The sequence below is a fragment of the Corynebacterium sp. L4757 genome, from assembly GCF_043673995.1.
GTDB lineage: Bacteria > Actinomycetota > Actinomycetes > Mycobacteriales > Mycobacteriaceae > Corynebacterium.
Window position 1 is genome coordinate 42748 of the sequence record NZ_JBIMEN010000009.1, and the last position, 23904, is coordinate 66651.

Here is a 23904-nt window from a genome sequence, read left to right on the forward strand (position 1 = left end):
ATCCATGCCAACTTACCGACTCCAACCGGCACGATCAGGTAAATACTTCCTCATGTTGTGCGCTGCGCTAGTCATCGCTACCGCAGCGCCTTCGGTGGTTTTATCGGTTCTGTCCCAAGGCCCTAAAGCGACAGAGCCTTTGACATTTCAGTCTCTTCATTCCGATTGGGCAGTACCTGTTAACGGCGTGGAGTGTGAGTGGGATCCAGACGGCACGATGCCACAAGCGCATCTGTGCGGTGATGTTTCGGTGCAGATGAATTCGGTGAAAGACGTAGAAGATTCCGATAATTCCTTGCGCCGTGCAGTGCTATCAGGGCTCATGGTTTCAGCCGAGCATGATGTCATCATGGATGCTGGAGACGCCTCGATGATGGTGCTTCCAAATTACAGCGTGATTGCGATGAGCCTCCGTAATGGTAGTGAGGAGTTCCAGATCCTGCTACACGGCCATCCCGATGATCTCATCCCACTTGCTCAACAGACGTGGGATGCCATCTCTGATGAACCAATGCCGATTGATTTGAAAGGAACCTTGGACTTCTCACCGTCGCAGATTCCACAACCCGGTATGCCAGTCTATGCAGCTTTGGAGGAGACACAGGCATGAGTCGACTATTTCACGTGCTGACAATCATCTCCATGGTGATTGGCACTATTGGTGCACTCGGAATGTATATCTCTGCCCTGGTTACCTCATTCGGCCTGGGCTTATTGGGCACATTGTTATCCGCTGTATATTTCGCCATCTTCATTTATCTTTTCTCGCGCTTGCCATTTTGGCCACGCAAACGTGCTGGCGAGTCTCGAACCTGGCTCTATGCCGCTCTGCTGTGGGGTGGCGGCGTCTCCGTCATCATGACGCTTCCTATGGGTCTCCCGCTCATGGAGATTTTCGCCTATACGGAGTCGCGCGCATCCGTTGCGTCGTGGGGTGGCGCCTACCCAGAAGAAATCGTTAAGGCACTGGGCGTGCTCGTTATCTGTTTGGCGTTTACGCAGCTCTCGCGTCCATGGCACGCGATGATCGTGGGCGGCATGATCGGGTTGGGATTCGAGGTCATTGAAAATGTCCTCTACGGCGCAGTCGGCGCGCAGATGCACCAAGACTCCGATTGGGCGGGGTTCTGGGAAACCTGGGGCTTGCGTGTTCTCGCAGGTCCCGGCCTGCACGTGATGTGCACGGCGATCGCTGGTTGGGGTATTGGCTGGGCGCTCTTTGCTGCCCACAAGTCCCGCATGTGGCGCTTAGGCACCGCATTCGGGTGGTGGTTGGTGGCATTCGCCATTCACTGGGCGTGGAACTACGACCTGGTGGATAACACCCCAATGGTCATCAAAATCATCATCATCATGATCGTGATGTACTACGTCTTTGCACGCATCTGCCTGCGCAGCAACGCCTTATACAAGGCGGACCTGGGGCAAAGCTATATCCCCAGGCCATTACCTACTGCTGAGGAAACTCCACGTCCAGTCCCAGTAGGTCATCGCCTTCCGTTGGGTCCTGCTCAGGAGCATCCTCAACCTCAGTCAAAGTAATGGTCGCGCCAGTGGAATCTGCGACCAGGGCCATCAGGCCAAAGGTGGATAGCCATGGCTCGCGGATGACCTCGCCGCCGCATTCCACGGCAGCCTTGATGGCCTCATCCATGTTGCGCACGCCCAGGTAGGTCTGCCAGAAACCACCCACCTGTGGTGGGAACTTATCCTTCGCATTCCAGATACCAGCAAAAGCTGCACCTTCTTCTTCAGCTGTGGCGTACTCTTCCCCAGCCTTATGAATTTCCCAGTTAAATAGCTCGCCATAGAAATCCAGTGATTCGGTAAAGCCCTTGGTGGCGGTCAGCTCATGCCACACGGGCAGGCCTGGTTCGCCAGCTGCGACGAATTGCTCGGTGTTCGCTGGTTCGATGAGGCCGAAGAGGGCACCGGCGGCATCGGTAAGCAATGCCATCTGACCTAATTCAACCTGCTGCGGGCCTGACAAGACCTTGCCGCCGAGTTCTTCCGCACGCTGGCATTCCTTCTCCAAGTTGCCTGCGCGGAAGTAAGTCACCCAGGTATCCGGCATGGTGGAGTCCGCTGGCTGTGGAATAAAACCGCCGATGGGAAGGCCCTGCATACGACCAATGCGGTACTCATCTGTCTCCGCGGTAACTTCCCAGTCCAAGACCTTGCGGTAGAACTCCGCGGACTTCTCGGCATCAGAGGTGGTGAGATCAATCCAGTAGGGCATGCCTACTTCAGACATAAATGCGGGCATGGTTTAGAGGTTCCTCCACTTTTCAGGATCAAAATCATCATCGGCGGTAGCTTCATCGAAGTAGTCATCATCATCGTCTTCACTAACCACAGCGCAGGCGGTTCCGACACACACCCGGTCGCCAGGATGAAGTGTCGCGCCGCGGCGGGTATCTACTTCACCATTGACGGTGACAGCACCTTCAGCAATCGCTGCTTTGGCCTCCCCACCTGTGGCAACGAGGCTGGCCAACTTAACAAATTGGCCCAGCTTGATGGACTCACCCGAAATCGGTACTTCGATGTCACTCATAGGCACCTAGTTTACAGCTGACTGACATATTCACAGCTTCGGGCGCAAACTCGATTATCGTGGGCACTACGCACACGACCACATCGCAGAAATGGTAATTCCATCATGCATGCTTCTTCACCAATTCATCGAGATAGAAACATCACGTTTCATCGCCGGACCAATGGGCTAATGCTCTTTATCTTCGCTGCATTTACCGCTATTTTCGGCGCGACGGGTCTCTTCTTATTGTTTATGTTCAGCGTCGTAGGGCTGGCTGATGAGGGCATTATTTTCCTGCCAATAGCGTTTATCGCTTTCGCCGCAATCTTTGGCGCTTTCGGGTTCTTATTCCGCGTCACCATTGAAGTCAGCCCCAATGAGGTGGTGATTTCGGCGCTGCGCGGGCTGAATAAGCTGCGAATTCCAATGGACGATGTCCTCGCTGCCAATCAAGGCCCAACCACGGGCCTAGCCGCCGGCGTTGGAACACGCGAATACCGCGGAATGGAACATTGCTACATCGCTGGCGGGCCGACGGTGCAAATCGATTATGTGGATAAGAAAGGCTACGGCGAATCAATGCTCGCTTCTGCCAAAGAACCCGAGAAGGTCGTTACCGCAATCAGGCGCGCGATGGATGGAAGGCTTTAGGTTTCTTGTTCTTTATCCAAGTTAAGCAGGTCCCGGTGGTCTAGTCCGCATATATCCATGCGGACTTTCTTGCCGCGTAGTTGGATGCCTTCTTCTTCCCAGTGGCTTTTCGCGCGATCGAAATCATGCGAGGTGCCATCGGATTTAATGACCCGCCACCAACTGACCTGCGAACCCCACTGACGCATGATAGCGCCAACTTGGCGTGCGGTGGCATCGGCAGCCTTGCCTACTTCCCCATACGTGGATACGTTACCCGGCGGGATGAGCCCGGCTATATGTAAAACGCGCCTGGCTACATCAGATAGCTCAGGCGCATTAGTGGAATCTGTCATTACTGCTGGGGCTTGAGCTTGACCGCGGTGCCCATTGCAGTCACCATCAGCATGTCATTGGACGCGCCCATTGGAGAATAATCAAAAGAGATGCCAACCACGGCATCAGCGCCGACTTCCTGGCCGCGGTTCCACAATTCATTCAATGCGGATTCACGCGCACGGACGGCTTCTTCTTCATAGCCAGCGGAGCGGCCACCGGTAAAAGAGCGGAAAGATGCGCCGATGTCTTTGAGGAAGTTAATACCAGTGACTGTTTCACCCGCGATGATACGGATATAGGTCTCAATCTCGCGGCCCTCAACGGAGTGCGTGGTTGTGAAAATCATGGTGCCTATCCTACAAGCTTAAAGACTAGAACAACTGGATAATTCCTTCATAGACCATAACGATTCCCAGCAAAATAAAGATGACACCAGCCGCGATATCAATCCACGGTGAGTATTTTGCCAGCCAGGTGGAGAAGGACCGAACAATTAGCGTGACGATGCTAAACCACGCCGCGGACAGCACCAGCAACAAGATGCCGATGCCGAAAGTCCACGCGTTGGACATCTCAGGGCGAATAAATTGCGCGAAGACAGCACCGAAGAACACCACGGCCTTCGGGTTAGAAAGGTTGGTGTATAGCCCAAAACGGAAGGAACGGGACGCCGTGAGTTCCGGCAACTTTGATTCTTTATGTGATGCCGGTGGTTCGGCTTTGGGCTCTGAGTCCTCGGTGGCCACGACGTGCGCGGGTTGCCGGCGCGCATTGAACCCGGAACGCACAGATTGAATACCCATCCAGGTCAGAAATAACCCGCCGGCTAATTGCAGGATGCCCAACAGGCTGGGATGCGCGGCAATCAGCGCGGACATGCCAGCCAGGGATGCGGTGAGCCACACGGCGATGCCAGCATTAATACCAGAGGTGCACCACAGCCCGGCGCGCGTGGAACGCGATGCCACGCGCATGACCTGAACAACGTCAGGACCAGGCGCGATACAGAGCGCTATCCACACGCCGACGAGGGTCATTAAGGAAGCAAAAGTCACGAAGAATCATTCTAAACTCCGCTTCCTGTGGCTACTAGCTTTGCGTACGTGGTTTGATTTCCAGGCGGTCGATGTTGACGTGTGCTGGCTGTGCTGAGACCCAGCGGATGGACTCGGCAACATCTTCGGCAGTCAGGTTCAGTTGGCCATCGTAGACCGCCTTCGCGCGTTCCTTATCACCTTCGAAGCGAACCAAGGAGAAGTCCGTGGCCACACGGCCTGGGATGATTTCGGTGGTTCGAATGTTGTGGTTTTCCAAACGCAGCGCACGCGAAATGACACGTACGCCATGCTTTGCGGCGTTATAACCAGAACCGCCTTCATAGACGTTCCAGCCCGCGACCGAGCCAACATTAACAATCAGACCGGAGTTATCTGGTGCTGCTTCAATCTTCTTAATCAATGCCTGAATCAAACGCACGGTGCCCAGGACATTGGTTTCATACATCCAGGTCCAGTCATCAATGGAGGTCTCCACCAATGGTTCCAGCCCCTTGGCACCGCCAGCGTTATTGACCAGCAGGTCAACGCGTGGCAACTGCTCGGCGAATGCGTCGACAGATTCCTGCTTGGTCACGTCCAATTCGATGGCAGTGCCACCGATTTCTTCTGCCAGCGCATCAAGCTTGTCCTTGCGGCGGGCGGCGACAACGACGTGCCAGCCATCATCGGCAAGCAAACGTGCACTTGCCGCGCCAATGCCTGACGATGCTCCGGTAACTACTGCAACTTTTTGGTTCTCTGGAATACTCATGAATCCCACAATAGGCTTTTGAGACACCCGCCACAGCGTCACGGCGCTTTTCATTCACAACTCTAGGAAGCACAAGGGACCCCTAGGGATCCAACACTTTTCCGTGAACTGCGTACCTCAGCCCAAAGAAAATTTCCTTAGCCCCGAAATAGCAAAAGAAGAGGCCTACACGCGCAGATTGTCGTGTAGACCTCTTCAACTCATAACAAGGGACCTTGTCCTTGCTTTCTCTAGCTCAAACATAGGAATAAAAAGTGTTCGCGTCAACTCCACCGAGAAATAGCACGCATTTTAGTGCGGGTATACCTGCCGGAACGTGATGTTGATGCGGCCTTCTTTGAGGCCGCAAGATTCATCCAGGGTGCCGGGGCACGTTTCGGGAACGCCGTGGAAGGCTTGCCGGTTGGGGCCACCGAACACAACGAGGTCGCCGGATAATAAGGCAATGTCATCCCAGGGCTTATTGCGGTGCTCAGTGCTGCCGATGCGGAAAACCGCTTCATCACCTATAGACAACGACACAATCGGTGCGAGCGTGGTTTCATAAGCATCCTGGTGCATGCCCATGGTGGCACCGGGTGGATAGAAATTAATCAACGCCATATCGGGTTGGAAATTATCTACCCAAGGTTCAAGCTCTTCGGCGACATCGGCGGCAGAACGCAATCCACTGCGGGCAATATCTAAGAGGTTCTGCGGCACCGGGCGGACATTTGTCGAACCCATTCGGTCAACGTAGCGGCTCGTTTGATGATCCCAGAAATGACCCAGGTGCAGCATGAACACGCTCATCTGCCCGCCGGATCTCAACACTGGCTTCGCCATGGCCATCGGCGTGCCGGCCATGTACCGGGCTTCATCGCGAAGCTGTTGCACCAAACCCTGCTGTGTCTGGCTATCCAACCAACCTGGAACATGTGCCACCCCGGGTTTAATCTTTGCCGGATCGCGCTCGATGCCATGAAACAACATGGCTCTTATCCTAGTCGCGCGGCTTTTTGAGACAATGAATCTATGAGTCATCTAGATAAATACGGCACGTGGGAAGCCATGACATCGGGCCAGTGGCATATCCCGGGACGCCCGGGTACTGCTGCGGCGCACGCGCGTGGTTTTGAGTTGGCCAAGCAGCTCAATGACTTAGGCAATACGGATATGGACAAGGCCTGGGAAATTGTCGCGGAGATGATTCACCCGGAGTCCGGCTCCACCATGATTCACGCGCCGATCAACATTGAATTCGGCACCAATCTGCGTTGTGGTGACCGGGTTTTCATCAATTTCAACGCCACCATCTTGGCGCAGGCACCGGTCACTCTTGGTGATGATGTCATGATTGGACCGAATTGTTCGCTGATTACCGTCGGTCACCCGGTTGCGGATCACCAGATGCGCCGCGGCGGCTGGGAACAAGCTAAGCCCATCACGATTGGTGATAACACCTGGTTAGGCGCAAATGTCACCGTGCTGCCTGGTGTCACCGTTGGCAAGAACTGCGTGCTGGGCGCGGGCACCATGGTCACCCGTGATATCCCCGACAATTCTCTGGTGCTCGGCTCCCCTGGCAAGGTCGTGCGAACACTCGATGACACACAGCCGCTTGAGCGGGAGCAGCTCGATGGCCCAGTAGATGGTGTGCACAGCATTGAGTAATATCTTCCACCTTCCCACCATTGGCCAGGGGCTTCCTGTAGCAGGTGACATTGACCGGCTCCCCGGGTTACTTTCGCAGACTGGCCGCCTGGTTGTGCAAGCCCCGCCTGGCACCGGTAAAACCACGCTGGTCCCGCCAGCCCTGGCGAATTATAGCAATGGGAAAATCCTGGTCACCGCACCCCGGCGCGTGGCGGTACGTGCGGCTGCACGCAGGTTAGCGCAGCTCGACGGCAGCCGCATTGGTGACAAAGTGGGGTTTAGTATTCGCGGTGAGCACCACCCGGGCAGGCACGTGGAATTTATGACTCCCGGCGTGCTGCTGCGCAGGCTGCTCAATGATCCGGAACTACCTGGCGTCGGAGCGGTTGCCATCGATGAAGTGCACGAGCGCCAATTAGATACTGACCTGGTGCTGGCCATGCTGCTGGAGCTGGCTGAACTGCGAGAGGATCTTTCCCTCGTCGCCATGTCCGCAACCTTGGACGCGCAACGATTCGCGCAGCTGATGAATGCCAAGGTGCTCGATACCCCAGCGGTAACCTATCCCCTGGATACGCAATATCATCCGCACCCCGGGCGAGCCGGTTGCACACGGGAGTTCCTCACGCATCTGGCTCACCAAGCACAACAAGCACGCGATAGCATCGGGCATTCGGTCCTCGTATTCGTTCCTGGCGTGCGTGAAGTAGAACAGGTCTGTGCGCAGATTCCCGGCGCGCTACCACTGCACGGCCGTCTGACCAGCGCCGAGCAAGACCGGGCTCTTACTCCTACTGATTCCCCGCGCATCATCGTGTCCACCTCGATTGCGGAATCATCGCTGACTGTTCCGGGAGTGCGTGCCGTGGTGGACTCTGGTCTCTCCCGTGTCCCCCGCCGGGATACCGCCCGTGGTATGACCGGTCTGGTTACCGTTTCTGCCGCGCAGTCCACCGTGGACCAGCGCGCCGGTCGTGCTGGACGCGAAGGCCCCGGCACCGTCATCCGCGCTTATACGCAGTCCGATTACCAGCACGCCGCCGCGCACATCACCCCAGAGATCGCCACGTCCGATCTCACCGAATCCGCATTGATGATTGCCGCGTGGGGTGGCGGCGCGGACTTCCCTTTGCCGGATAAACCGCCGCACAATGCGTGGGCACAAGCTCAAGATGCGCTGGTAGATATCGGCGCGGTACAGAATGGCACCATCACCGCATTGGGCACCAAGCTATCTAAGCTGCCGTTGCATCCGCGTCTGGGCCGCGCGCTGATTGAATGCGGTCCGCAGGCGGCACCGACTATCGCGGTGTTATCAGATTCGCCATCAGGCAATATTGCCATGGTGAAGCCGCCTCAACGCGAGGTCAAGCGGCTTGAGAAGCTGGTCTCCGCAGGCAGCGGCATCACTGACCCCGGCATCATTACTGGGTTAGCATTTCCACAGCGTATCGCCAAAAAAGTCACTGATTCTGAATATCTGCTTGCTTCCGGCACGCGCGCGTGGTTACCGCCAGGCACATCGATACATGCGAGTAAGTGGCTGGCTATCGCTGATGTCAGCGTGGCCAAATCCGGTGCAGGCAAAGCCGGTTCGGTCATCCGCGCCGCAGCTACTATTTCGGAACGCGATGCCTTGGGCATCATCGGGGTGGATGAGACCATCACCGCGACGTTCACCGGTGGCAAGCTGCAGGGCCGGGCGATTAAGCGCGCAGGTTCCATTGAGCTGTCCAGCACCCCGGTTAAGGTTCCACCGGATAAGGCTGCCGCCGCGCTTGCCGATGGCATCCGCACCGAAGGCCTTGCCCTCTTCACTTTCTCGGAGAAGGCTCAATCTTTGCGTGACCGCATGAATTTCCTGCATGAACAGTTGGGCAATCCATGGCCAAATGTGGAATCCGCTGATCCCGAATACTGGTTGGGTCCTGAACTGGAAACCATGGCGCATGGCGCTTCACCCAAGGGTATCGATATGCACCAGGCCCTGCAGCGTCTTATGCCCTGGCCCGAAGCCAATTCGATGGATGAGCTTGCCCCGGCAAGGCTGTCTGTTCCATCCGGTTCGCATCCACGCATTGACTACTCCTCGGGCCGCCCCGTGGTTCAGGTCAAACTCCAAGAATGCTTCGGCCTCGCCGAGTCCCCCGAATGTGCCGGCGTGCGCGTGCAATTCCACCTGCTCTCCCCCGCCGGGCGCCCACTCGCGGTGACCGATGACCTGAAGAGTTTCTGGTCCGGCCCCTACACCGGCGTCCGCGCCGACATGCGCGGCCGCTACCCCAAGCACCCCTGGCCCGAAGATCCCTGGACCGCGCAGGCAACTTCTCGAACTAAAAACCGTATGTGAGTTCTATGACCACTGCTGCCATGCAAGGTTCACGGACATCACCACGACCAGGGTCAGCAGCGCGTAGCGGACTAGCTTGGTGCCGCCGCCGAGGACCGTGTGGGCTCCGAGCTGCGCGCCGGCGATATTTGCGATGGCCAAGGCAATGCCGAGGGTCCACCACACGTGCCCGCCGATGATGAACGTGGCCAGGCCTCCGAGGTTGGTGGCGGTGTTGACGACTTTGGCCATGGCGGCAGACTTAATGAAGTTCTGGGAGAAGATCGCGGTAAAGCTCATGATGAGGAACATGCCGGTGCCGGGGCCGAAGATGCCGTCATAGAAACCAATGCCAGCAACAGCAGCGAGCGCTGCCCAGGTGCGCCAGCCGCCGCGCACACCCTCAGAGGAACCGGTGCCGAAGGAAGGTTTGAAAGCCACAAATATTCCGACTGCTACAAGCAGCACGATGATCAATGGCCGCATGAATTCTTCTTGAATCAACGTTGCCGCAAGCGCGCCAATGGATGACGCGATACCGGCAATAAGCGCTAGTTTTAAGGTTTCTTTCATCGGTGGGCGCACTGTTCGCATCAGCGTGAACGCAGCCGATGCCGTGCCGGAGACCGCCGCCAGTTTGTTGGTAGCCAGCGCCGTCGCAGGTGCAACGCCCGGAATGACCGCCATGATGAGCGGAATTAGTACTAAGCCACCACCGCCGATGACAGCATCCACCCACCCGGCAATGGCGGCGCCACCCAATAACAGCGCCCACTGCGTAAGCTCCAGTTCCATGGCTACATCCTAAACTGCTGATACCCTAGGAAGTCTTGAATGAGCTAATTAAATAATCTCTCCTCCCCACCATCTTCTTTAACAAAGGCAGGCTCATGGATCTCCGCTGGCTCATAGTGGTCCCGGCATCGATTGTGCTGGGCTTTCTATTTGACTGGCTCAATGTTCCAGCCGCCTGGATTCTGGCAGCGATTGTCGTATCAGGGTCCGTGGCGCTGATTTCCAAGCGCGATATGCCAGTGAATAAGCACTATTACAGTCTCTCGCGCGGTTTCATTGGCGTGATGGCAGCAGTGCCACTCACCATGTCACCTGCCCGCCAACTACTGCAATATCTGCCTATCGGCATCATCGTCGGCGTACTGTCTGTGGTCTTTTGTATGTTCGGCGGGTTCTTGCTGTACAAAATGCAAAAAGGAGCAATCACCAGGGAAACCGGCATTTTATCCTTGCTTCCTGGTGGCGCATCCATGATGCCGCCTTTGGCTGATGAATTAGGCGCGGATTTCCGCTACGTGGCGCTAACCCAGTACCTTCGCTTGCTCTGTGTCTCCATGAGCCTGCCGCTGCTGGTCACATTCATGGCGCATCCAGCGGGCGATCAGGATGCGTCTATTCAGGCCAGTACCACCTGGTGGGTAATTCTAATCGTCATTATCATTGCCGCCTTCGGTGAGCCCTTGGGCAAGAAGCTGCGCATCCCCGTGGCATCCGTGATGGGGCCAATTGTCTTAACGGTGCTGGTTTCTTTCTTTTTGCCTGCCGATGTCACGATGCAGCCGCTGGAGCTCTTCCGCATCATGGCATTTCTTTCCATCGGTTGGGTCTGTGGTGGTGGCCTGAATCTACCGACGCTGAAGCACTTTGCGGGTCAGCTCCCAGCGACGTTTGGTCTCATCGCCATGGTGCTGGGTGTTTGCGCGATGTTGGCTATCCCAGTCATGGCGATATTCGGTATCACATACTTCGAGGCTTACCTCGCCACCAGCCCCGGTGCATTGGAAACTGTGCTCGCGTTGTCATCGGAAGGCGGCGCCGGACCTGTGGTGGTGTCGCTACAGATCATCCGCCTCATTCTGGTGCTTACCGTGGCCGCGTATCTTCCGCAGATTCTCAACTTTGTGTTTAAAGGCCGGGGTAAGCGACAAGGCTAAAATTAAAGTAGATTTCACTCATGCCTACTTATGCTGTTCACTCCCACCGTGGCCTCATCAGCCAAAACCAGCGTCAAGAAGTCGCTGAACTGCTCACCACGCTGCATGCGGAGATTGCCATTGCGCCGCGTTACTTGGTCCAGGTTCTCTTTCATGACTTCAATGATGGCGCGATATTTCTTGCTGGACAGGAAGTCAAGGAAGGGCACGTGTGGGTGCACGCGGATATCCGTTCTGGCAGAACCCAAGAACAAAAGACTCAGCTACTTGAGTCCATCACCGCGCAGGTCGCAGGTGTCCTTGAGCTGTCACCAGAGCACGTGTGGGTCTATATCAATGAAATCCCTGGTGAGCACATGACGGAATATGGAAAGCTCCTGCCAAAGCCAGGAGACGAAGATAAATGGTTCGCGTCCTTGCCGCAGGAGCTTCAGGAAAGGCTTAAGTCTTTGGCTTAATCCAGGATGGTCTCACGCAGAATCGACATAGGGATAGAACCCAATGCGAGGGCCTCAGAGTGGAACTCACGCGGAGTCATACCCTGGGCAACGGCGTCATCCCGGGTCTTCTGCCAGAGGCGCTCACCCAAGGCATAGCTTGGGGCCTGACCTGGCCAACCCAAATAACGGTTGACCTCAAAGGACAGGTTCGCATCATCCATGGCGGTATTCTCACGCATGAATGACTTCATGTGCGCCTTATCCCAGATGCCAGCACCATCAGGCATCTTCTTACCCAGGTGCAATCCGATATCCACCACCACGCGCGCTGCGCGCAGACGCTGCGAATCCAATAGACCCATGCGGTAGCCCGGATCATCCATGTAACCAAGCTCTGCCATAAGTGACTCGGCATAAAGCGCCCAGCCCTCACCATGACCGGAATTCCAACAGGCATTGCGACGCCACGCATTCAGGTTTGGATCCATCAGGGCCAAACCAATCTGCAGGTGATGACCTGGCGCGCCCTCATGGTGCACGGTGGTGAGTTCCTGCCAGGTGTGGAATACTTCCTGGCCAGCAGGAACAGACCACCACATGCGACCAGGGCGGGAGAAGTCCTCAGTTGGCTGGGTGTAGAAGATACCGCCAGTACCGGCCGGATCAATCTTGCACTCAATCTTTTGGACCTGCTCCGGGATATCAAAGTAGGTGCCATTGAGATCAGCGATGACCTTATCGGCAACGCCCTGCATCCACTCCACCAGCGCATCCTTGCCGTTCAGCTGGTAGCGCTCATCAGCATTCAGCTTGCGGACCGCAGTGCGCAGCGTTGCATCGGAGCCATAAAGCTCCTTCGCAATCTTGTCCTGCTCTGAGCGGATTTCCTGCAGGCGGTCCAGGCCCCATTCATAGGCCTCATCCAAGTCAACGGAATCACCCACAAAAAGCTTTGAAAAACGCGCGTAGCGGTCACGGCCCACGGCGTCTTCATTCTTAGAAGATGGCTGCAATTCAGTAGATAGCCAACCGGAGAAGCTATCAAAAGCAGCCTTCGCTGCTTCCACTTCCGCGCTATCCTCGTCCAGGCCTAGGCCATCGAGCATCGAGGTGGCATCGGCAAGCGCATTGCACTGCCCGATAACCTCATTGATCTGACGCGTTGGCGGCACCATGCCCTGACCAGCGGCCTCAACCAGGGACTCACGGTAACCCTGCAGTGCTGCCTCCACCTTGGAGAGGCGGGAGCGGATCGCATCCTTCTGCTCCGCGGTCTCCTGCGGCATCAACAGCAACGTATCGCGGATGGTCTGCACTGGAGACGCAATATTATTGAGGCTGCGAATGTCCTCACCGTGGTGGTGCAGGTCCAATTCCAAGCACAGGCGATCACGCATGACTTCTGCGGTGACGTAATCCACGTCATCAAAGTCGTCCTCGTCATCAGACTCATCCGTACTGTCATCCAGCGCGTCCAAGTCCGCGACCATTTCACGGGTCCGGTCAGCCACAGCAGCAAAGTACTCAGGAGAAAAATCCTGCAGCTCGCCTTCGTAGCCTTCAATGCCCCATTCGGTGGCATCCGTTGGGGTTAGTTGCGCTAGGTCTGCCAAAAAATTATCGCAGGAGGCATCCAGCAGGGATGGCTCGCGAGCCGGTTGATGCTCAGAACTCATGACTAAACAGTCTATCTTTCTCCCCAGCCTATTGGCCACCTGAATAGGCGGCGCGGCGCGGTATTATTCATCCCACTTCACCCCAATAGGTGTCCAACCAGCAATACTATCCAGAATCTCACCCGGATCCGAAGATAACGCTATGGCATCAATATAACGGGACTGTACAAAACCGCAGGCCGCCATGGATTGCAAGGTGTGCATAAACGGCTCCCAGAACCCATCCACGTTCACCAGACCCACTGGGCCATCGACGTGCCCAAGTTGCTGCATGGTGAGCACTTCCACCACTTCTTCCAGTGTGCCCACGCCACCAGGTAGGCAAATGAAGGCATCGGCGAGCTCCTCCATGCGGGTTTTGCGCTGCGCCATGGTGTCCACGACTTCGAGACTAGTAAGCCCAACGTGCGCCATTTCGCGGTTAATCATCTGTTCCGGAATCACGCCAACGACTTCCCCACCGCCAGCCAGCACGGCATCAGCGACCACGCCCATCAATCCCACATTGCCGCCGCCATAAATCAGGCGCAGCTTGCGGCGCGCCAGTTCAGCACCCATTTCCTGGGCGACTTCGACAAAACGCGGGGAATTTCCATGCGATGATCCACAATAAACTGCCACTGACTTCATAGTTTTCAAGCATATAAGCTTGGCCGCATGGATACTGTGCCAGAAGTAATAAAGGCCCGTGAGATTATTCAAACTGCGTCCCATGTGCACTTCTTCACCGGGGCCGGCATGTCAGCCGATTCCGGGCTGGATACCTTCCGCGATGCCCGCAGTGGGCTGTGGGAGAAGGTTAATCCACAGGATATGGCATCAATTGACGCCTGGCAGCACGACCCCGAGCCCATGTGGGCGTGGTATCTCTGGCGCGCACACTTGGCCCATAAGGCCCATCCACACGCCGGGCATGAGGCTATTGCGCAATGTCCCGGGAAGGTCACCGTCACCACTCAAAACATTGATGACCTGCATGAGCGCGCCGGAAGCAAGGACGTTGCACACTTGCATGGCTCGCTATTCGCTTTCCGATGCTCCCGGTGCCACACCCCTTATACCGCCGACATTGCGCTTCCCACCCAGCCACAAGAACGCATGACACCACCAAAGTGCGAGGTGTGCCAGGGACTCATCCGTCCCGGCGTGGTGTGGTTTGGTGAATCCTTGCCGCAAGATCATTGGGAGCGCGCCGAGGAAAATATCCGCACGGCCGATGTGGTCATCATCGTAGGGACCTCTGGATCCGTGTGGCCGGCCGCGGGGCTACCCACCCTTGCGCACCGTCAAGGCACGCCAATTATTGAGATATCTCCACAACATACCGAATTGACGGATTTAGCCACGATCCGGATTGATGACACGGCCGCAAATTCCCTTCCTGCGATACTCACCAAATAATCTCATGTGGCGGAAACCTGCACCACAATAGACTAGTTTTTCCATTCGCATTACCACTGTTGAGGGGTGCTTTTTCGAATTTCTGTAGACAGCTCGGTTGGGGTTATTAGACAATGCGGTCTAGCCGGGTTAGTATAGCTCCATGATTAAGCCCGGCCCTGTATTTACGCCTCCGCAAACGCCTGCCGCGCGCTGCTTGCATCTGGTTCGGCTGAACCCGATCATTACGCGCAGTGAACTCGTGGAGTCCACTGGGCTGTCCCAACCCACCATCACTCGTGCCACTGCTGCCTTGCTAGAGGCCGGCCTGGTACAAGAGCGCACCGATCTCACCCGCACGCGCGGTCGCGGCCGCCCAACGGTGCCGCTCGAGGTTGCCGATATCAAGTGGATGTTGGCCGGGATTGCCATCGGCACCTCATCCACCCACATTGCGCTCTATGACACCATGGGCCGCACGCTGCGCGAGGATGACATCTCCACGCCGGTGGCAAAGCTGAGTGAAGAAGACTTCATTGAGCACATCATGGCTGGTGTGAACCGTTTGACCACGGGCCTTTCCCACACCCTTGTCTCCGTTGGTGTGACCACCTCCGGTGCGGTGGATGACAACGGCCTGGTGTGGGCATCCAACCTGGGCTGGGAAGGCGTCGATATTGCCGCGCGCCTGCGCTACCAATTCAACGTCCCCGTGGTGGTGTCTTCTGCAATTCCGGCCATCTTGGGTTCTGAAACCCAAAGCGCTGATTTGAATGCGACCGGCAATACCTTGGTCCTTTTCGCCGATGACTCCATTGGCGCTGCACTGTCCAGCGAGGAAGGCGTATCCCAGCTCATCCCGCTGCCACGCGTGAGCTCCGAGCTGCTCGGATTAAATGATGTGGCCTCTGAGGAATACGTCATTACGGAGTTCGTCTTGAATGCTTTGGCACAGCAAGGCATTAATGTCGACAGCCTGGCTGAAGCCGCCACGGAAGCAGAATCCAATGAATCCGCGCGCCAGATTCTGGATGAGCGTGCGCATATGCTGGGTTCCATTGCAGCTGACCTGGTGCTTGAGCATAGTCCTGCCACCGTAGTGCTGGCAGGCTCTGCCTTCATTGATGATCCGCAGGCCTCCAAGATCTTTGCTGCCTCTGTGCGTTCCCGTGTTTCAGGCGCTCAGATGCAGCTGCGTCTCATCCCAACTCACCGCGAGATCGTGCGCGCTGTTGCACGTGCTGTGGCCTTAGATCCGCTGCTGCGCGTTCCGCTGTCCTTGGTACCGCAGGCTAGCAGCACGTCACCATTTAGCACCCGCCGCCGTGCTGCGTTGCGCAGTTCCTAAACCAGTTAGGGCTTTAGTCCATCCAGGATGTCTAAGACCTGTTGCGGGGACTGATAGACATGGGCTTGGAGGCCTACTGCGATTGCGGCCTCCACATAAGATTCATCAGTATCAAATAGGACAGTGTCTTTGACCCCGCCGCCGAGGGCTTCCGCTGCGACTTCATATGCCTCCGCGTGTGGTATGCACACACCGATGTCGCAGCTGAAAATAATGGCTGCGAATTCATCCAGCCACCCAAATCTTTCACGCACCTGCTGCGCCAAACCGGGCGAGATATTAGCAAAGATGCCAGTCACGTAGCCTGCATCTAAAACTGCGTGCGCTAAATTGAGACCTTCCGGATTCAACTCAAAGGTGGAATCTAAAGCTCGCGCGATTTCAGAAATTTCACCCTGGTCCATACCGGAACGTATTGAAAGCTGTTGCCACCATAATTCATCGCTGACGCTACCGGCTTCGAGTTCTGGGCGCAGCTCCAAATAGGCCTGGTAGAACTGTTGAGCGGCATCGAGGTTGACCACGTCAGCGAGCTGCGCAAGGGAGTCTTCCACGCTTCGAGTGAGAAAGACCCCATGTAGGTCAAACAACACCTTCGTACTCATGTCTTGATTCTATCCAGTCAATATTGGCGATAAGTCAACAATCCCAGTGTAATAAGTTCCTAGACCCGCTGTTATTAGCGCCAAACATGGTGGAGATAAAACAACGCTGACCGTGCAGGCAGATGCACGGTCAGCGTTTATGAAATTTACTAGTGACTATTCACCATGTGTTTCTTCTTGTGGGACTCTTTCATCGGCAAAGTGATGGAACCACCAGTACCAGGACGTAAGAATCTCAAGGGTCCTTCAAATTTCGCATATGGACTCACTAGGAGTACTGCTCCAACTCCGACTGCGGTTCCTGCCATAAAGACCGGAATGCTGATGCCGGGCAGAGTACCCAGTGGCGTAAATAAAGAAAACGTCAATGAGGTAACTACTAATGTTCCACTCAGCGCAAACAGCGCCCGCGAAATGCCACCGGTGCACATGAACCAGCTTGCCAGCAACATAAAAATGGCGGCAAGCGGTGAGAGCATCAGGGCGAAAGCGAAAAGAAAGGTTCCGAGAGCCACGTGCGTTGCCATGAGCGTAATACCGCCGATCATGGCAACCCCGAGACTAATCAAGAATACGCATAACGCGATCTTCTGCTTTGATGACATAGCAAGCATTCTCCCATCATTGATATATAAAATGAAAGAATATTGCCGGATCTATACCGAGATGTTACTTTGCCGATGAACTACCCCGTCATAAAGGCAGTTCATCGGCGAAAGCTATCCAGTGGAGTGATTCTTAATTAGGAATCAATCTCTGGCTTACGGGAAGCCAAGTCGCGGTCGATGCGCAGCAGACCGGAGCCATCATTGCCAACCAGCTTGACCTGGTCGATGATTTCGCTGACGGTGTCTTCTTCTTCAACCTGCTCATCCAAGAACCAGTTGAGGATTGCGCGGGAGTCAAGATCCTTGACCTCATCCGCAATGCGGGTGATTTCGCGGATATCCTCAGAAACCTTCTGCTCATGAGCGTATGCAGCCTCAAAAGCGTCCAGTGGGGTTGCTGCCTTGACGGAAGGCATGGTGATGTCGCCGATTTCTACGCGCTGGCCGCGTGCCAGCAGGTGGTCAGCGAACTTCTGAGCGTGTACGCGCTCTTCCTCTGCCTGCGCCATGAACCAGTCACGCATGCCTGGGAAGGACAGATCATCCATTTCATAGCCCAGCTGGGTGTAGATCATTGCTGCCTGGTGCTCATTGGTCACCTGGTTATTCATTGCGGTTACGAGCTTCTCATCCATGGTTATTCCTCTTCCTACTTCGAGTGCGTCTCCAGTGCAGGAAACGCTTCTTCCAATGTGTTGATGCTTAAAGCTGCTGTCACCGCAACCTCGGGCATCATCTGCGCAGTTAATATTTCTTTCTGCGTTTGATTGTCAACAGTAAGCGGCTTGTGAAACCTGCGCCAGCTAGGTAAGCCCACCCAACCTTTGGGAAACCTAAGCTGTCTTTTACATCGTTGCTGGTAGTAGACACAATCAATTTCATGAATTTGATAGGGTTTATTTCAAAGTGCCTTTAGTAGAACTTAGTATTACCCCCTTTTGTGGGCCATTGAGAGGCTTGCGCCCATGTCCCGCGGTGACGCCCGAGTTCTTCGGAGTCCGCCGCGGAGCATTGCGCGCAAGCCTGAATTGACTAAGACTTCGTTCCGTGACGCTTACCCAAGTCAGCAAAGACGCCGGAATTGAAGCCAAATGCTGCCTGGGCCTCGGCAAGCAATGCACTGCGCTGCTCGTCATCAATCTGCAATTCATCGAGCGCCGCCCGGTAGCTATTGCGGTATGGAGGAATCTTGCCAATCGCAGTGAAGTCATAGAAGTTAAGCGACTCAGAATCGATGTCATAATAAGTACCCAAGCGGGCCGCGATAACCTGACCGCCGGAGACATCCCCGAGGTAGCGCACGTAGTGATGAGCAATCACAGGAACCGGGTCACCGGTGCCGGTGAGCTCCTCAAGGCGCGCAACATATCGCATGGTTGCTGGCAGAATGCGCACTTCATCGCGCCAATTGCTGCCATACATGCCAGCTAAGTCAGCCTCAAGTGCCGCTTGGCGCTCTAAACGACGATCCACGATAGCTGCCGCCAGTGGATGCTCTTCGATGCCACGAACCGCGCGCTCAAGAGCTTCATAGACAAACCAGAGCTGCCCAGTAAATTCGGCTACTGCGGCTGCATCAAGCTTGCCTCCGAGCAGCTCCTCCATAAAGTCTGATGTTTCAGCATTCTCATGTGCCGTGGCCGTAGCCGCACGCAGCGCCAGTGACAATGGCTCAGAAGTGGTTACAGTCATGTCTTAAATTTCTCCTCATGCGCGGGGGATTCTTACGGTGATTGACCACCACTATAAGGTTAGGTTTACCTAAAGCGCAACGCCTCGGAGAGAATTCAACCTAAAGTTTGTACCCCCTGCAATCTTAAGAATGCGCATTAGCGAAATGGGACTTCACCAATGGTTCGGCGCAGCTTACGCGTGTGTAGACGCTCCGGATTATCCGCCAGTTGTTCGACGGTACGAACAGCACACATCACGTGTGCTTCTTTGGAATTGGAATAGAAAGCCTGCGCTTGGGCAGGCAACTTCGGCACCGCATGCAATGGCAAGTCAGAAACCGACAATAACGTGCCATAAGGGACCCGGTAGCGGTATCCATTGGCAGCGATCGTGCACGATTCCATGTCTACTGCCACCGCCGTGGAGGCACGCAACCATTCCCAGAGCTCCCGGCTGGTGCGCCATTCCCAGTTGCGGTCATCGGTTGACAGCACCGTGCCGGTACGCATCAGCGTTTTATCTTTGCCATAAATCTCATCAACGGAGGCCTCCAGCATTCGCTGGACTTCTGGAATCGCGGGAATCGGATTTCGCGACCCCACGTGGGTATCCAAAAGATTATCTTCGCGCTGATATGCATTGCCCAGAATCAGATCGCCAATACGCATGCGGCCATCCATGCCGGCACAGTGACCAATCATGACCCACGCCTCCGGACGCAGCACCGCCAGGCAATCCGTAATGGTTTTCGCATTGGAGGGCCCGACACCGATATTGATCATGGTGATGCCATCACCTGATGCCGTGATCAGATCAAACCGTGGCATCTGGAACCGCGATGTCAGCGTGAGCTGTTCATAATCGAGATTCACCGCGTCATCGGAATGCAGTGTTTCACCATTAGGCAGGACCAACGCCGTGTAGCGGGAATCCTCCTGCGCCAGCTGGCTAAGGCCAAATCGAACGAATTCCGTGGTGTGCATGGCGTAGTTGGTAAAGAGGATGAACTTTTGCACCGTATCAATTTCAATGCCGGTGTAGTGCTCAATGCGCGCGCACGCGATATCGAAGCGTTGCGGACCAAAGTGAAAGAGTGGCTTTTCTTCACCGTGGAAGGCATCCCAATCACCGTCAATGATCGCATCATGCACTTCATCCAGTGTTGGCCGTGGAATGGCATCTGCGACATCCCCTGCCCGGCGCGCTTCTGAAATATCGCCGACGTTACGGATGTACTCCGGCGGAATTCGTGAATCAGACTGCCCTACATAAATATCGCAGGGATAATTCTCCGCCAGTCGGGATAGCTGCTCATGCAGATAGCCCCGAATGATGTGCGGCTTGGATAAAGTCGCGCTATAGCGGCCTGCTTCATCGACGTAACCATAAGGCTGGGAGCGGTCAATCGGCCGCCATTTGCGGACATCAACCACAATCTTGGGATACACCACATGCCGGTAGGAGTCATAGTCACCGGATGCCAGTGACTCCCTGGCCAGCTGACAGGATGATTCATAGAGCTCAACTAGTCGATCAATGGCTTCATCTACTGTGTGCGCATGCTGCAAATCGCTCATGGTGGCAATCCTAGCGACCACCGGCCATGCTTGCGTCCTGTTTACCAAGCCACGAAGAGATTAGGCGAAAGGCTCCGATGCCTTGTCCAAACGCGCAAGCTGCTCTGCTGACAGCTTCAGGTCTTTGACCGCCATGAGATCGGAAAGCTGTTCTACCTTCGAGACCGATGCGATGGGGGCGGTAATACCGTGCGCAATCAACCACGCAAGCGCCACCGTGGTTGGCGCAGCATCCAGCTCATCTGCGACAGCGCGAAGTTCATCAACTACTGCAAAAGCATCATCGGTGGCATAGCCTTCCAGCTGACCCGAACGCTGCTTGCCAGCAATTTCTTCCTTCGAGGCATACTTACCAGTTAATAAGCCTGCGGCGAGGGAGAAATAAGGAAAGACCGCGACATCATATTTATCAACAATGGGCTTAATGCCCTGTTCGTAGTCTTTGCGGGCAAGCAGGTTATAGTGCGGCTGCAGAGCCACCGGACGTGCGGGCGTGCCCTCCGATTTTTCAAAGAATTCCACCAGACGCTCCGGAGTGTAATTCGACAGCGCCAGGTGCTTAATCTTGCCCTGAGCAATCAAGTCATTGGCAATCTCTACCTGCTCATCGATACTGACTTCTTCATCATCGTAGTGGTAGTAGAAGATATCGATGCTCTCCACGCCCAGACGCTCAAGCGAGCCGTTGACCGCATCAAATGTGGCCTTCCGGGAGCGCCCATCAACGCCATCAAGGGCACCGGACTTCGATGCAATAATCAGCTTATCGCTACCGCGTTCCTTCAACCATGCACCGATTTCACGCTCGGATTCGCCACCTTCATTGCCTTCAGCCCAAGCGGAGTATGAATCGGCGGTATCAACAAAATTACCGCCCGCTTCGACAAATGCATCCAACACCGCAAAAGTAGCGACCCTGTCTGCGGTCCAACCAAATGAGTTTCCGCCCAGGTTCAATGGGAAAATATCGAACTCAGTGCCCTTAATTTCAGCCACGTCCTACTCCTTCTCAGTGATTCTTGTCCTTCCCCACCGAGACTAGGCACGACTCGAGTACCTGTCAGAAATTCATTCTTCCCTCAAGGCGTTTGAGATTAGATATGTTTCTGCAATGTCCTTCCCAATGCGCTCCAATATCGGCAGCGGGTTTTGGATGCACTCATTCACATCAGATTCATACTCGGTCAGGCTATAGATCGCTTCAAAAATGCTGCGGGCCGATGCCTCCTCGATCTGATTCTGCCCGCACACAGCAACAACGACAATGTTGCGCTTGCGCGCCCGCTTCGCGATTCCTGCAGGAGCTTTGCCGCTGAGAGTTTGGAGATCAATCCTGCCCTCACCAGTAATCAGTAAGTCAGCCTTATCAAGCCAACGTTCCCCACCGGTTTCATCAAGCACCAAGTCCACACCTGAGCACATCTGAGCTTTAAGCAGTGCAGCAGCCATAAATCCTAAGCCCCCAGCGGCGCCTGCACCGAGTTGCTCAGCCAACCCGGGCTTACCGATTGCCGCCTCAAAGACCCGCGCGAATTTTTCAATGGCAGCATCCACTTCAATTACATCGGTTTCGCTTAGTCCCTTCTGTGGGCCATAGACTGCCGCCGCACCATCGGGGCCGGCGAGCGGGTTTTTCACATCCGATGCGCAAATGAAGTCCACCTCTGACACGCGCGAATCCACCTGTTCTAAGTTCACCGTGGTGACTTTGCCTAGGTCACAGACATCGGTAATAAGAGTGCCATCGGAAGCTATGAATCTTGCACCGAGTGATTGAGCCATACCGAAACCTGCATCGGTGGTGGCGCTTCCGCCCAGTCCGATGATGATGCGCGTGGCGCCTTCGTTCAACGCCGCTTGAATAGCGTCACCAACGCCCCACGAACCAGATTGGCGCGCACTGGTTGATGAAGGAACTGTGCCATCTGGTGCAGCAAGATCTAGTCCGCAGATACGGGCAATCTCAATCACCGCAGTTGACTCTTGCATGGCGAACTGCGTCTCGAGTAGTGCACCATCAGATCCCCGCACCTGGGCCTTCTTGCGGTGATAGCCCAAGGAGTCAAAAGCTTCGAGAGTTCCGTCACCACCATCGGCAAGCGGGACAACGCGCACCTGATGCCCGGCCGTGGTTATGCTCTGCCCAAGTGCTGTAGACACTGCTGCGGAGGTGGCAGAGCCTTTGAACTTATCGCAGCAGATGACAACGGTAGACATCAGGCCAGGTTATCGATGATCGCCGCGGTGATTTCCGTGGTGGAAGAGTTTCCACCGACCTCGCGGCTGCGAATACCGTCAGCGCAGGTCTTTTCTATTGCGCTTCGCACCCGCTTCGCTTCGACTTCCAAACCGAAGTGATCCAACATCAACGCAGCGGAACCAATCTGCCCAACTGGGTTGGCAATACCCTGACCAGCGATGTCCGGGGCAGAACCGTGTACCGGTTCGAACATTGATGGGAATCGTCGTTCTGGATTGAGGTTTGCGCTGGCAGCCAGCCCCAGGGAGCCAGCCATAGCGGAACCGAGGTCAGAGAGTATGTCTGCATGCAAGTTGGAAGCGACCACGACGTCCAGGTCTTCTGGTTTGAGCACAAACTTTGCTGCCATGGCGTCCACCAGCACGGACTCGGTTTCCACGTCCGGATAGTCTTGGGCGACGCGGTCGAAAACGTCATCCCACAGCACCATGCCGAACTGCTGCGCGTTTGACTTGGTTACTTTGGAGACCTTTTTGCGAGGACGCGTACGAGCAAGCTCAAAAGAGTAGCGGAAGATACGTTCACAGCCGACTTCGGTAAATACCGCGGACTGAGTGGCAACCTCGCCCGATCCTTCACGTCCGGAAAAGTTACGGCCACCGAAACCGGAGTATTCGCCCTCTGAGTTCTCACGCACCACAATCCAGTCCAGGTTGCGGTCATGTGCATCAACAATGGGTGACGCCACGTTGGGCAGGAAATTTACCGGACGAATATTGGCCCACTGATCAAAGCCCTGACAAATAGCAATGCGCAAACCCCACAGGCTGACATGATCAGGCACGGTGGGCCATCCAACTGCGCCAAAGAAGATGGCATCCAAGTCCTTTAGCTGATCCAGGCCGTCTTCTGGCATCATGCGCCCAGTTCGTGCGTAGTATTCACTCCCCCAGTCGAAGTCCTTCCAGTCGAAAGAAAAGGCGCCACCGGAATTCTTCGCCAAAGCATCAAGAACATTACGTCCTGCTTCAACTACCTCATGGCCAACACCATCGGCCGGAATGGATGCGATTTCAAAAGTTTGCGTACTCATGTGAGGTTCCCTAACTTATAGAGTGACTATGACACACTCCATTTAAAAGTGGCCGTCGAGGGAAGTCCAAGAC

At 55.4% G+C, this 23904-nt stretch carries 27 protein-coding genes; 9 read left to right on the forward strand and 18 right to left on the reverse strand.

Annotated features, from left to right (window positions below; genetic code table 11):
- Window positions 1-4: 4 nt before the first annotated feature.
- Window positions 5-610 carry a hypothetical protein gene (locus ACG98I_RS11010; protein WP_394720684.1) on the forward strand — a complete coding sequence of 202 codons (606 nt, stop codon included), beginning with the start codon at window positions 5-7 and terminating at the stop codon, window positions 608-610.
- Window positions 607-1542, forward strand: a complete 936-nt coding sequence (locus ACG98I_RS11015) for a PrsW family intramembrane metalloprotease (protein WP_394720685.1) — start codon at window positions 607-609, stop codon at window positions 1540-1542. The genes ACG98I_RS11010 and ACG98I_RS11015 overlap by 4 nt, the downstream gene beginning before the upstream one ends.
- Here ACG98I_RS11015 and ACG98I_RS11020 read toward each other — a convergent pair.
- Both ACG98I_RS11020 and ACG98I_RS11025 read right to left on the reverse strand, forming a co-directional pair.
- Window positions 1451-2266, reverse strand: a complete 816-nt coding sequence (locus tag ACG98I_RS11020) for a VOC family protein (protein ID WP_394720686.1) — start codon at window positions 2264-2266, stop codon at window positions 1451-1453. The genes ACG98I_RS11015 and ACG98I_RS11020 overlap by 92 nt on opposite strands.
- Window positions 2267-2269: 3 nt before the next feature.
- Window positions 2270-2557, reverse strand: a complete 288-nt coding sequence (locus tag ACG98I_RS11025) for an RNA-binding S4 domain-containing protein (RefSeq protein WP_394720687.1) — start codon at window positions 2555-2557, stop codon at window positions 2270-2272.
- 171 nt (window positions 2558-2728) lie between these two features.
- On the opposite strand from ACG98I_RS11025, the gene ACG98I_RS11030 reads away from it, so the two are divergent.
- Window positions 2729-3190: a hypothetical protein gene (locus ACG98I_RS11030; protein WP_394720688.1), complete on the forward strand. Its 462-nt coding sequence runs from the start codon at window positions 2729-2731 to the stop codon at window positions 3188-3190.
- Here the strand turns inward: ACG98I_RS11030 and ACG98I_RS11035 are convergent.
- The 5 genes from ACG98I_RS11035 to ACG98I_RS11055 all read right to left on the reverse strand — a co-directional run bounded on the left by ACG98I_RS11035 (window position 3187) and on the right by ACG98I_RS11055 (window position 6289).
- Window positions 3187-3525: an MGMT family protein gene (locus ACG98I_RS11035; RefSeq protein WP_394720689.1), complete on the reverse strand. Its 339-nt coding sequence runs from the start codon at window positions 3523-3525 to the stop codon at window positions 3187-3189. The genes ACG98I_RS11030 and ACG98I_RS11035 overlap by 4 nt on opposite strands.
- Window positions 3525-3854, reverse strand: a complete 330-nt coding sequence (locus ACG98I_RS11040; RefSeq protein ID WP_394720690.1) for a YbjQ family protein — start codon at window positions 3852-3854, stop codon at window positions 3525-3527. The genes ACG98I_RS11035 and ACG98I_RS11040 overlap by 1 nt, the downstream gene beginning before the upstream one ends.
- 25 nt (window positions 3855-3879) lie before the next feature.
- The gene (locus ACG98I_RS11045) at window positions 3880-4563 is read right to left on the reverse strand and encodes a LysE family translocator (RefSeq protein ID WP_394720691.1); all 684 of its coding nucleotides are present in this window, start codon (window positions 4561-4563) and stop codon (window positions 3880-3882) included.
- A gap of 34 nt (window positions 4564-4597) precedes the next feature.
- The gene (locus ACG98I_RS11050; RefSeq protein WP_394720692.1) at window positions 4598-5317 is read right to left on the reverse strand and encodes an SDR family oxidoreductase; all 720 of its coding nucleotides are present in this window, start codon (window positions 5315-5317) and stop codon (window positions 4598-4600) included.
- 291 nt (window positions 5318-5608) lie between these two features.
- Entirely contained in the window at window positions 5609-6289 is a 681-nt protein-coding gene (locus ACG98I_RS11055; protein ID WP_394720693.1) for an alpha-ketoglutarate-dependent dioxygenase AlkB family protein, read from the reverse strand.
- Window positions 6290-6331: 42 nt separating this feature from the next.
- Between ACG98I_RS11055 and ACG98I_RS11060 the strand changes: the two genes are divergently transcribed.
- Both ACG98I_RS11060 and ACG98I_RS11065 read left to right on the forward strand, forming a co-directional pair.
- Window positions 6332-6970, forward strand: a complete 639-nt coding sequence (locus ACG98I_RS11060) for a sugar O-acetyltransferase (RefSeq protein WP_394720694.1) — start codon at window positions 6332-6334, stop codon at window positions 6968-6970.
- Entirely contained in the window at window positions 6948-9302 is a 2355-nt protein-coding gene (locus tag ACG98I_RS11065; protein ID WP_394720695.1) for an ATP-dependent RNA helicase, read from the forward strand. Before ACG98I_RS11060 ends, ACG98I_RS11065 begins: the two co-directional genes overlap by 23 nt.
- 3 nt (window positions 9303-9305) lie before the next feature.
- On the opposite strand, the gene ACG98I_RS11070 is transcribed toward ACG98I_RS11065, so the two are convergent.
- Window positions 9306-10076 (reverse strand): TSUP family transporter, encoded by a 771-nt coding sequence (locus ACG98I_RS11070; RefSeq protein ID WP_394720696.1) that lies wholly within the window; start codon window positions 10074-10076, stop codon window positions 9306-9308.
- Window positions 10077-10171: 95 nt separating this feature from the next.
- On the opposite strand from ACG98I_RS11070, the gene ACG98I_RS11075 reads away from it, so the two are divergent.
- Both ACG98I_RS11075 and ACG98I_RS11080 read left to right on the forward strand, forming a co-directional pair.
- On the forward strand, window positions 10172-11230 hold the full coding sequence (locus tag ACG98I_RS11075) for an AbrB family transcriptional regulator (protein WP_394720697.1): 1059 nt from the start codon (window positions 10172-10174) through the stop codon (window positions 11228-11230).
- 20 nt (window positions 11231-11250) lie between these two features.
- Window positions 11251-11688: a tautomerase family protein gene (locus ACG98I_RS11080; protein WP_394720698.1), complete on the forward strand. Its 438-nt coding sequence runs from the start codon at window positions 11251-11253 to the stop codon at window positions 11686-11688.
- Here ACG98I_RS11080 and ACG98I_RS11085 read toward each other — a convergent pair.
- Both ACG98I_RS11085 and ACG98I_RS11090 read right to left on the reverse strand, forming a co-directional pair.
- Window positions 11685-13346 (reverse strand): DUF885 domain-containing protein, encoded by a 1662-nt coding sequence (locus tag ACG98I_RS11085; protein ID WP_394720699.1) that lies wholly within the window; start codon window positions 13344-13346, stop codon window positions 11685-11687. The two genes, ACG98I_RS11080 and ACG98I_RS11085, sit on opposite strands and share 4 nt — an antisense overlap.
- Before the next feature lie 63 nt (window positions 13347-13409).
- Entirely contained in the window at window positions 13410-13976 is a 567-nt protein-coding gene (locus tag ACG98I_RS11090) for a TIGR00730 family Rossman fold protein (protein WP_394720700.1), read from the reverse strand.
- 27 nt (window positions 13977-14003) lie between these two features.
- Here ACG98I_RS11090 and ACG98I_RS11095 point away from each other — a divergent pair, with 27 nt between their 5' ends.
- Window positions 14004-14747 carry an NAD-dependent deacylase gene (locus ACG98I_RS11095; protein ID WP_394720701.1) on the forward strand — a complete coding sequence of 248 codons (744 nt, stop codon included), beginning with the start codon at window positions 14004-14006 and terminating at the stop codon, window positions 14745-14747.
- A 142-nt stretch (window positions 14748-14889) separates the two neighbouring features.
- Window positions 14890-16074: an ROK family protein gene (locus ACG98I_RS11100; protein WP_394720702.1), complete on the forward strand. Its 1185-nt coding sequence runs from the start codon at window positions 14890-14892 to the stop codon at window positions 16072-16074.
- Between the two features lie 5 nt (window positions 16075-16079).
- Here the strand turns inward: ACG98I_RS11100 and ACG98I_RS11105 are convergent, their stop codons facing one another.
- The 8 genes from ACG98I_RS11105 to ACG98I_RS11140 all read right to left on the reverse strand — a co-directional run bounded on the left by ACG98I_RS11105 (window position 16080) and on the right by ACG98I_RS11140 (window position 23831).
- The gene (locus ACG98I_RS11105) at window positions 16080-16679 is read right to left on the reverse strand and encodes an HAD family hydrolase (RefSeq protein WP_394720703.1); all 600 of its coding nucleotides are present in this window, start codon (window positions 16677-16679) and stop codon (window positions 16080-16082) included.
- Window positions 16680-16828: 149 nt separating this feature from the next.
- Window positions 16829-17284, reverse strand: a complete 456-nt coding sequence (locus ACG98I_RS11110) for a cytochrome C biogenesis protein (protein WP_394720704.1) — start codon at window positions 17282-17284, stop codon at window positions 16829-16831.
- 137 nt (window positions 17285-17421) lie between these two features.
- Complete coding sequence (locus tag ACG98I_RS11115; RefSeq protein WP_394720705.1) at window positions 17422-17922, reverse strand: ferritin; 501 nt, start codon at window positions 17920-17922, stop codon at window positions 17422-17424.
- Window positions 17923-18319: 397 nt separating this feature from the next.
- On the reverse strand, window positions 18320-18979 hold the full coding sequence (locus ACG98I_RS11120) for a heme oxygenase (biliverdin-producing) (protein WP_394720706.1): 660 nt from the start codon (window positions 18977-18979) through the stop codon (window positions 18320-18322).
- Between the two features lie 137 nt (window positions 18980-19116).
- Window positions 19117-20538, reverse strand: a complete 1422-nt coding sequence (gene amn, locus ACG98I_RS11125) for an AMP nucleosidase (RefSeq protein WP_394720707.1) — start codon at window positions 20536-20538, stop codon at window positions 19117-19119.
- A gap of 60 nt (window positions 20539-20598) precedes the next feature.
- On the reverse strand, window positions 20599-21534 hold the full coding sequence (locus tag ACG98I_RS11130; RefSeq protein WP_394720708.1) for an aldo/keto reductase: 936 nt from the start codon (window positions 21532-21534) through the stop codon (window positions 20599-20601).
- A gap of 72 nt (window positions 21535-21606) precedes the next feature.
- Window positions 21607-22755 carry a glycerate kinase gene (locus tag ACG98I_RS11135; protein WP_394720709.1) on the reverse strand — a complete coding sequence of 383 codons (1149 nt, stop codon included), beginning with the start codon at window positions 22753-22755 and terminating at the stop codon, window positions 21607-21609.
- Window positions 22755-23831 (reverse strand): tartrate dehydrogenase, encoded by a 1077-nt coding sequence (locus ACG98I_RS11140; RefSeq protein WP_394720710.1) that lies wholly within the window; start codon window positions 23829-23831, stop codon window positions 22755-22757. Before ACG98I_RS11140 ends, ACG98I_RS11135 begins: the two co-directional genes overlap by 1 nt.
- Window positions 23832-23904: the final 73 nt, after the last annotated feature.

Excerpts from the sequence above, each read along its gene's own strand:
- ACG98I_RS11010 (WP_394720684.1), top strand. The coding sequence starts at position 5 with ATGCCAACTTACCGACTCCAACCGGCACGATCAGGTAAATACTTCCTC.
- ACG98I_RS11015 (WP_394720685.1), top strand. The coding sequence starts at position 607 with ATGAGTCGACTATTTCACGTGCTGACAATCATCTCCATGGTGATTGGC.
- ACG98I_RS11020 (WP_394720686.1), bottom strand. The coding sequence starts at position 2,266 with ATGCCCGCATTTATGTCTGAAGTAGGCATGCCCTACTGGATTGATCTC.
- ACG98I_RS11025 (WP_394720687.1), bottom strand. The coding sequence starts at position 2,557 with ATGAGTGACATCGAAGTACCGATTTCGGGTGAGTCCATCAAGCTGGGC.
- ACG98I_RS11030 (WP_394720688.1), top strand. The coding sequence starts at position 2,729 with ATGCTCTTTATCTTCGCTGCATTTACCGCTATTTTCGGCGCGACGGGT.
- ACG98I_RS11035 (WP_394720689.1), bottom strand. The coding sequence starts at position 3,525 with ATGACAGATTCCACTAATGCGCCTGAGCTATCTGATGTAGCCAGGCGC.
- ACG98I_RS11040 (WP_394720690.1), bottom strand. The coding sequence starts at position 3,854 with ATGATTTTCACAACCACGCACTCCGTTGAGGGCCGCGAGATTGAGACC.
- ACG98I_RS11050 (WP_394720692.1), bottom strand. The coding sequence starts at position 5,317 with ATGAGTATTCCAGAGAACCAAAAAGTTGCAGTAGTTACCGGAGCATCG.
- ACG98I_RS11055 (WP_394720693.1), bottom strand. The coding sequence starts at position 6,289 with ATGTTGTTTCATGGCATCGAGCGCGATCCGGCAAAGATTAAACCCGGG.
- ACG98I_RS11060 (WP_394720694.1), top strand. The coding sequence starts at position 6,332 with ATGAGTCATCTAGATAAATACGGCACGTGGGAAGCCATGACATCGGGC.
- ACG98I_RS11065 (WP_394720695.1), top strand. The coding sequence starts at position 6,948 with ATGGTGTGCACAGCATTGAGTAATATCTTCCACCTTCCCACCATTGGC.
- ACG98I_RS11070 (WP_394720696.1), bottom strand. The coding sequence starts at position 10,076 with ATGGAACTGGAGCTTACGCAGTGGGCGCTGTTATTGGGTGGCGCCGCC.
- ACG98I_RS11075 (WP_394720697.1), top strand. The coding sequence starts at position 10,172 with ATGGATCTCCGCTGGCTCATAGTGGTCCCGGCATCGATTGTGCTGGGC.
- ACG98I_RS11080 (WP_394720698.1), top strand. The coding sequence starts at position 11,251 with ATGCCTACTTATGCTGTTCACTCCCACCGTGGCCTCATCAGCCAAAAC.
- ACG98I_RS11085 (WP_394720699.1), bottom strand. The coding sequence starts at position 13,346 with ATGAGTTCTGAGCATCAACCGGCTCGCGAGCCATCCCTGCTGGATGCC.
- ACG98I_RS11090 (WP_394720700.1), bottom strand. The coding sequence starts at position 13,976 with ATGAAGTCAGTGGCAGTTTATTGTGGATCATCGCATGGAAATTCCCCG.
- ACG98I_RS11095 (WP_394720701.1), top strand. The coding sequence starts at position 14,004 with ATGGATACTGTGCCAGAAGTAATAAAGGCCCGTGAGATTATTCAAACT.
- ACG98I_RS11100 (WP_394720702.1), top strand. The coding sequence starts at position 14,890 with ATGATTAAGCCCGGCCCTGTATTTACGCCTCCGCAAACGCCTGCCGCG.
- ACG98I_RS11105 (WP_394720703.1), bottom strand. The coding sequence starts at position 16,679 with ATGAGTACGAAGGTGTTGTTTGACCTACATGGGGTCTTTCTCACTCGA.
- ACG98I_RS11110 (WP_394720704.1), bottom strand. The coding sequence starts at position 17,284 with ATGTCATCAAAGCAGAAGATCGCGTTATGCGTATTCTTGATTAGTCTC.
- ACG98I_RS11115 (WP_394720705.1), bottom strand. The coding sequence starts at position 17,922 with ATGGATGAGAAGCTCGTAACCGCAATGAATAACCAGGTGACCAATGAG.
- ACG98I_RS11120 (WP_394720706.1), bottom strand. The coding sequence starts at position 18,979 with ATGACTGTAACCACTTCTGAGCCATTGTCACTGGCGCTGCGTGCGGCT.
- amn (WP_394720707.1), bottom strand. The coding sequence starts at position 20,538 with ATGAGCGATTTGCAGCATGCGCACACAGTAGATGAAGCCATTGATCGA.
- ACG98I_RS11135 (WP_394720709.1), bottom strand. The coding sequence starts at position 22,755 with ATGTCTACCGTTGTCATCTGCTGCGATAAGTTCAAAGGCTCTGCCACC.
- ACG98I_RS11140 (WP_394720710.1), bottom strand. The coding sequence starts at position 23,831 with ATGAGTACGCAAACTTTTGAAATCGCATCCATTCCGGCCGATGGTGTT.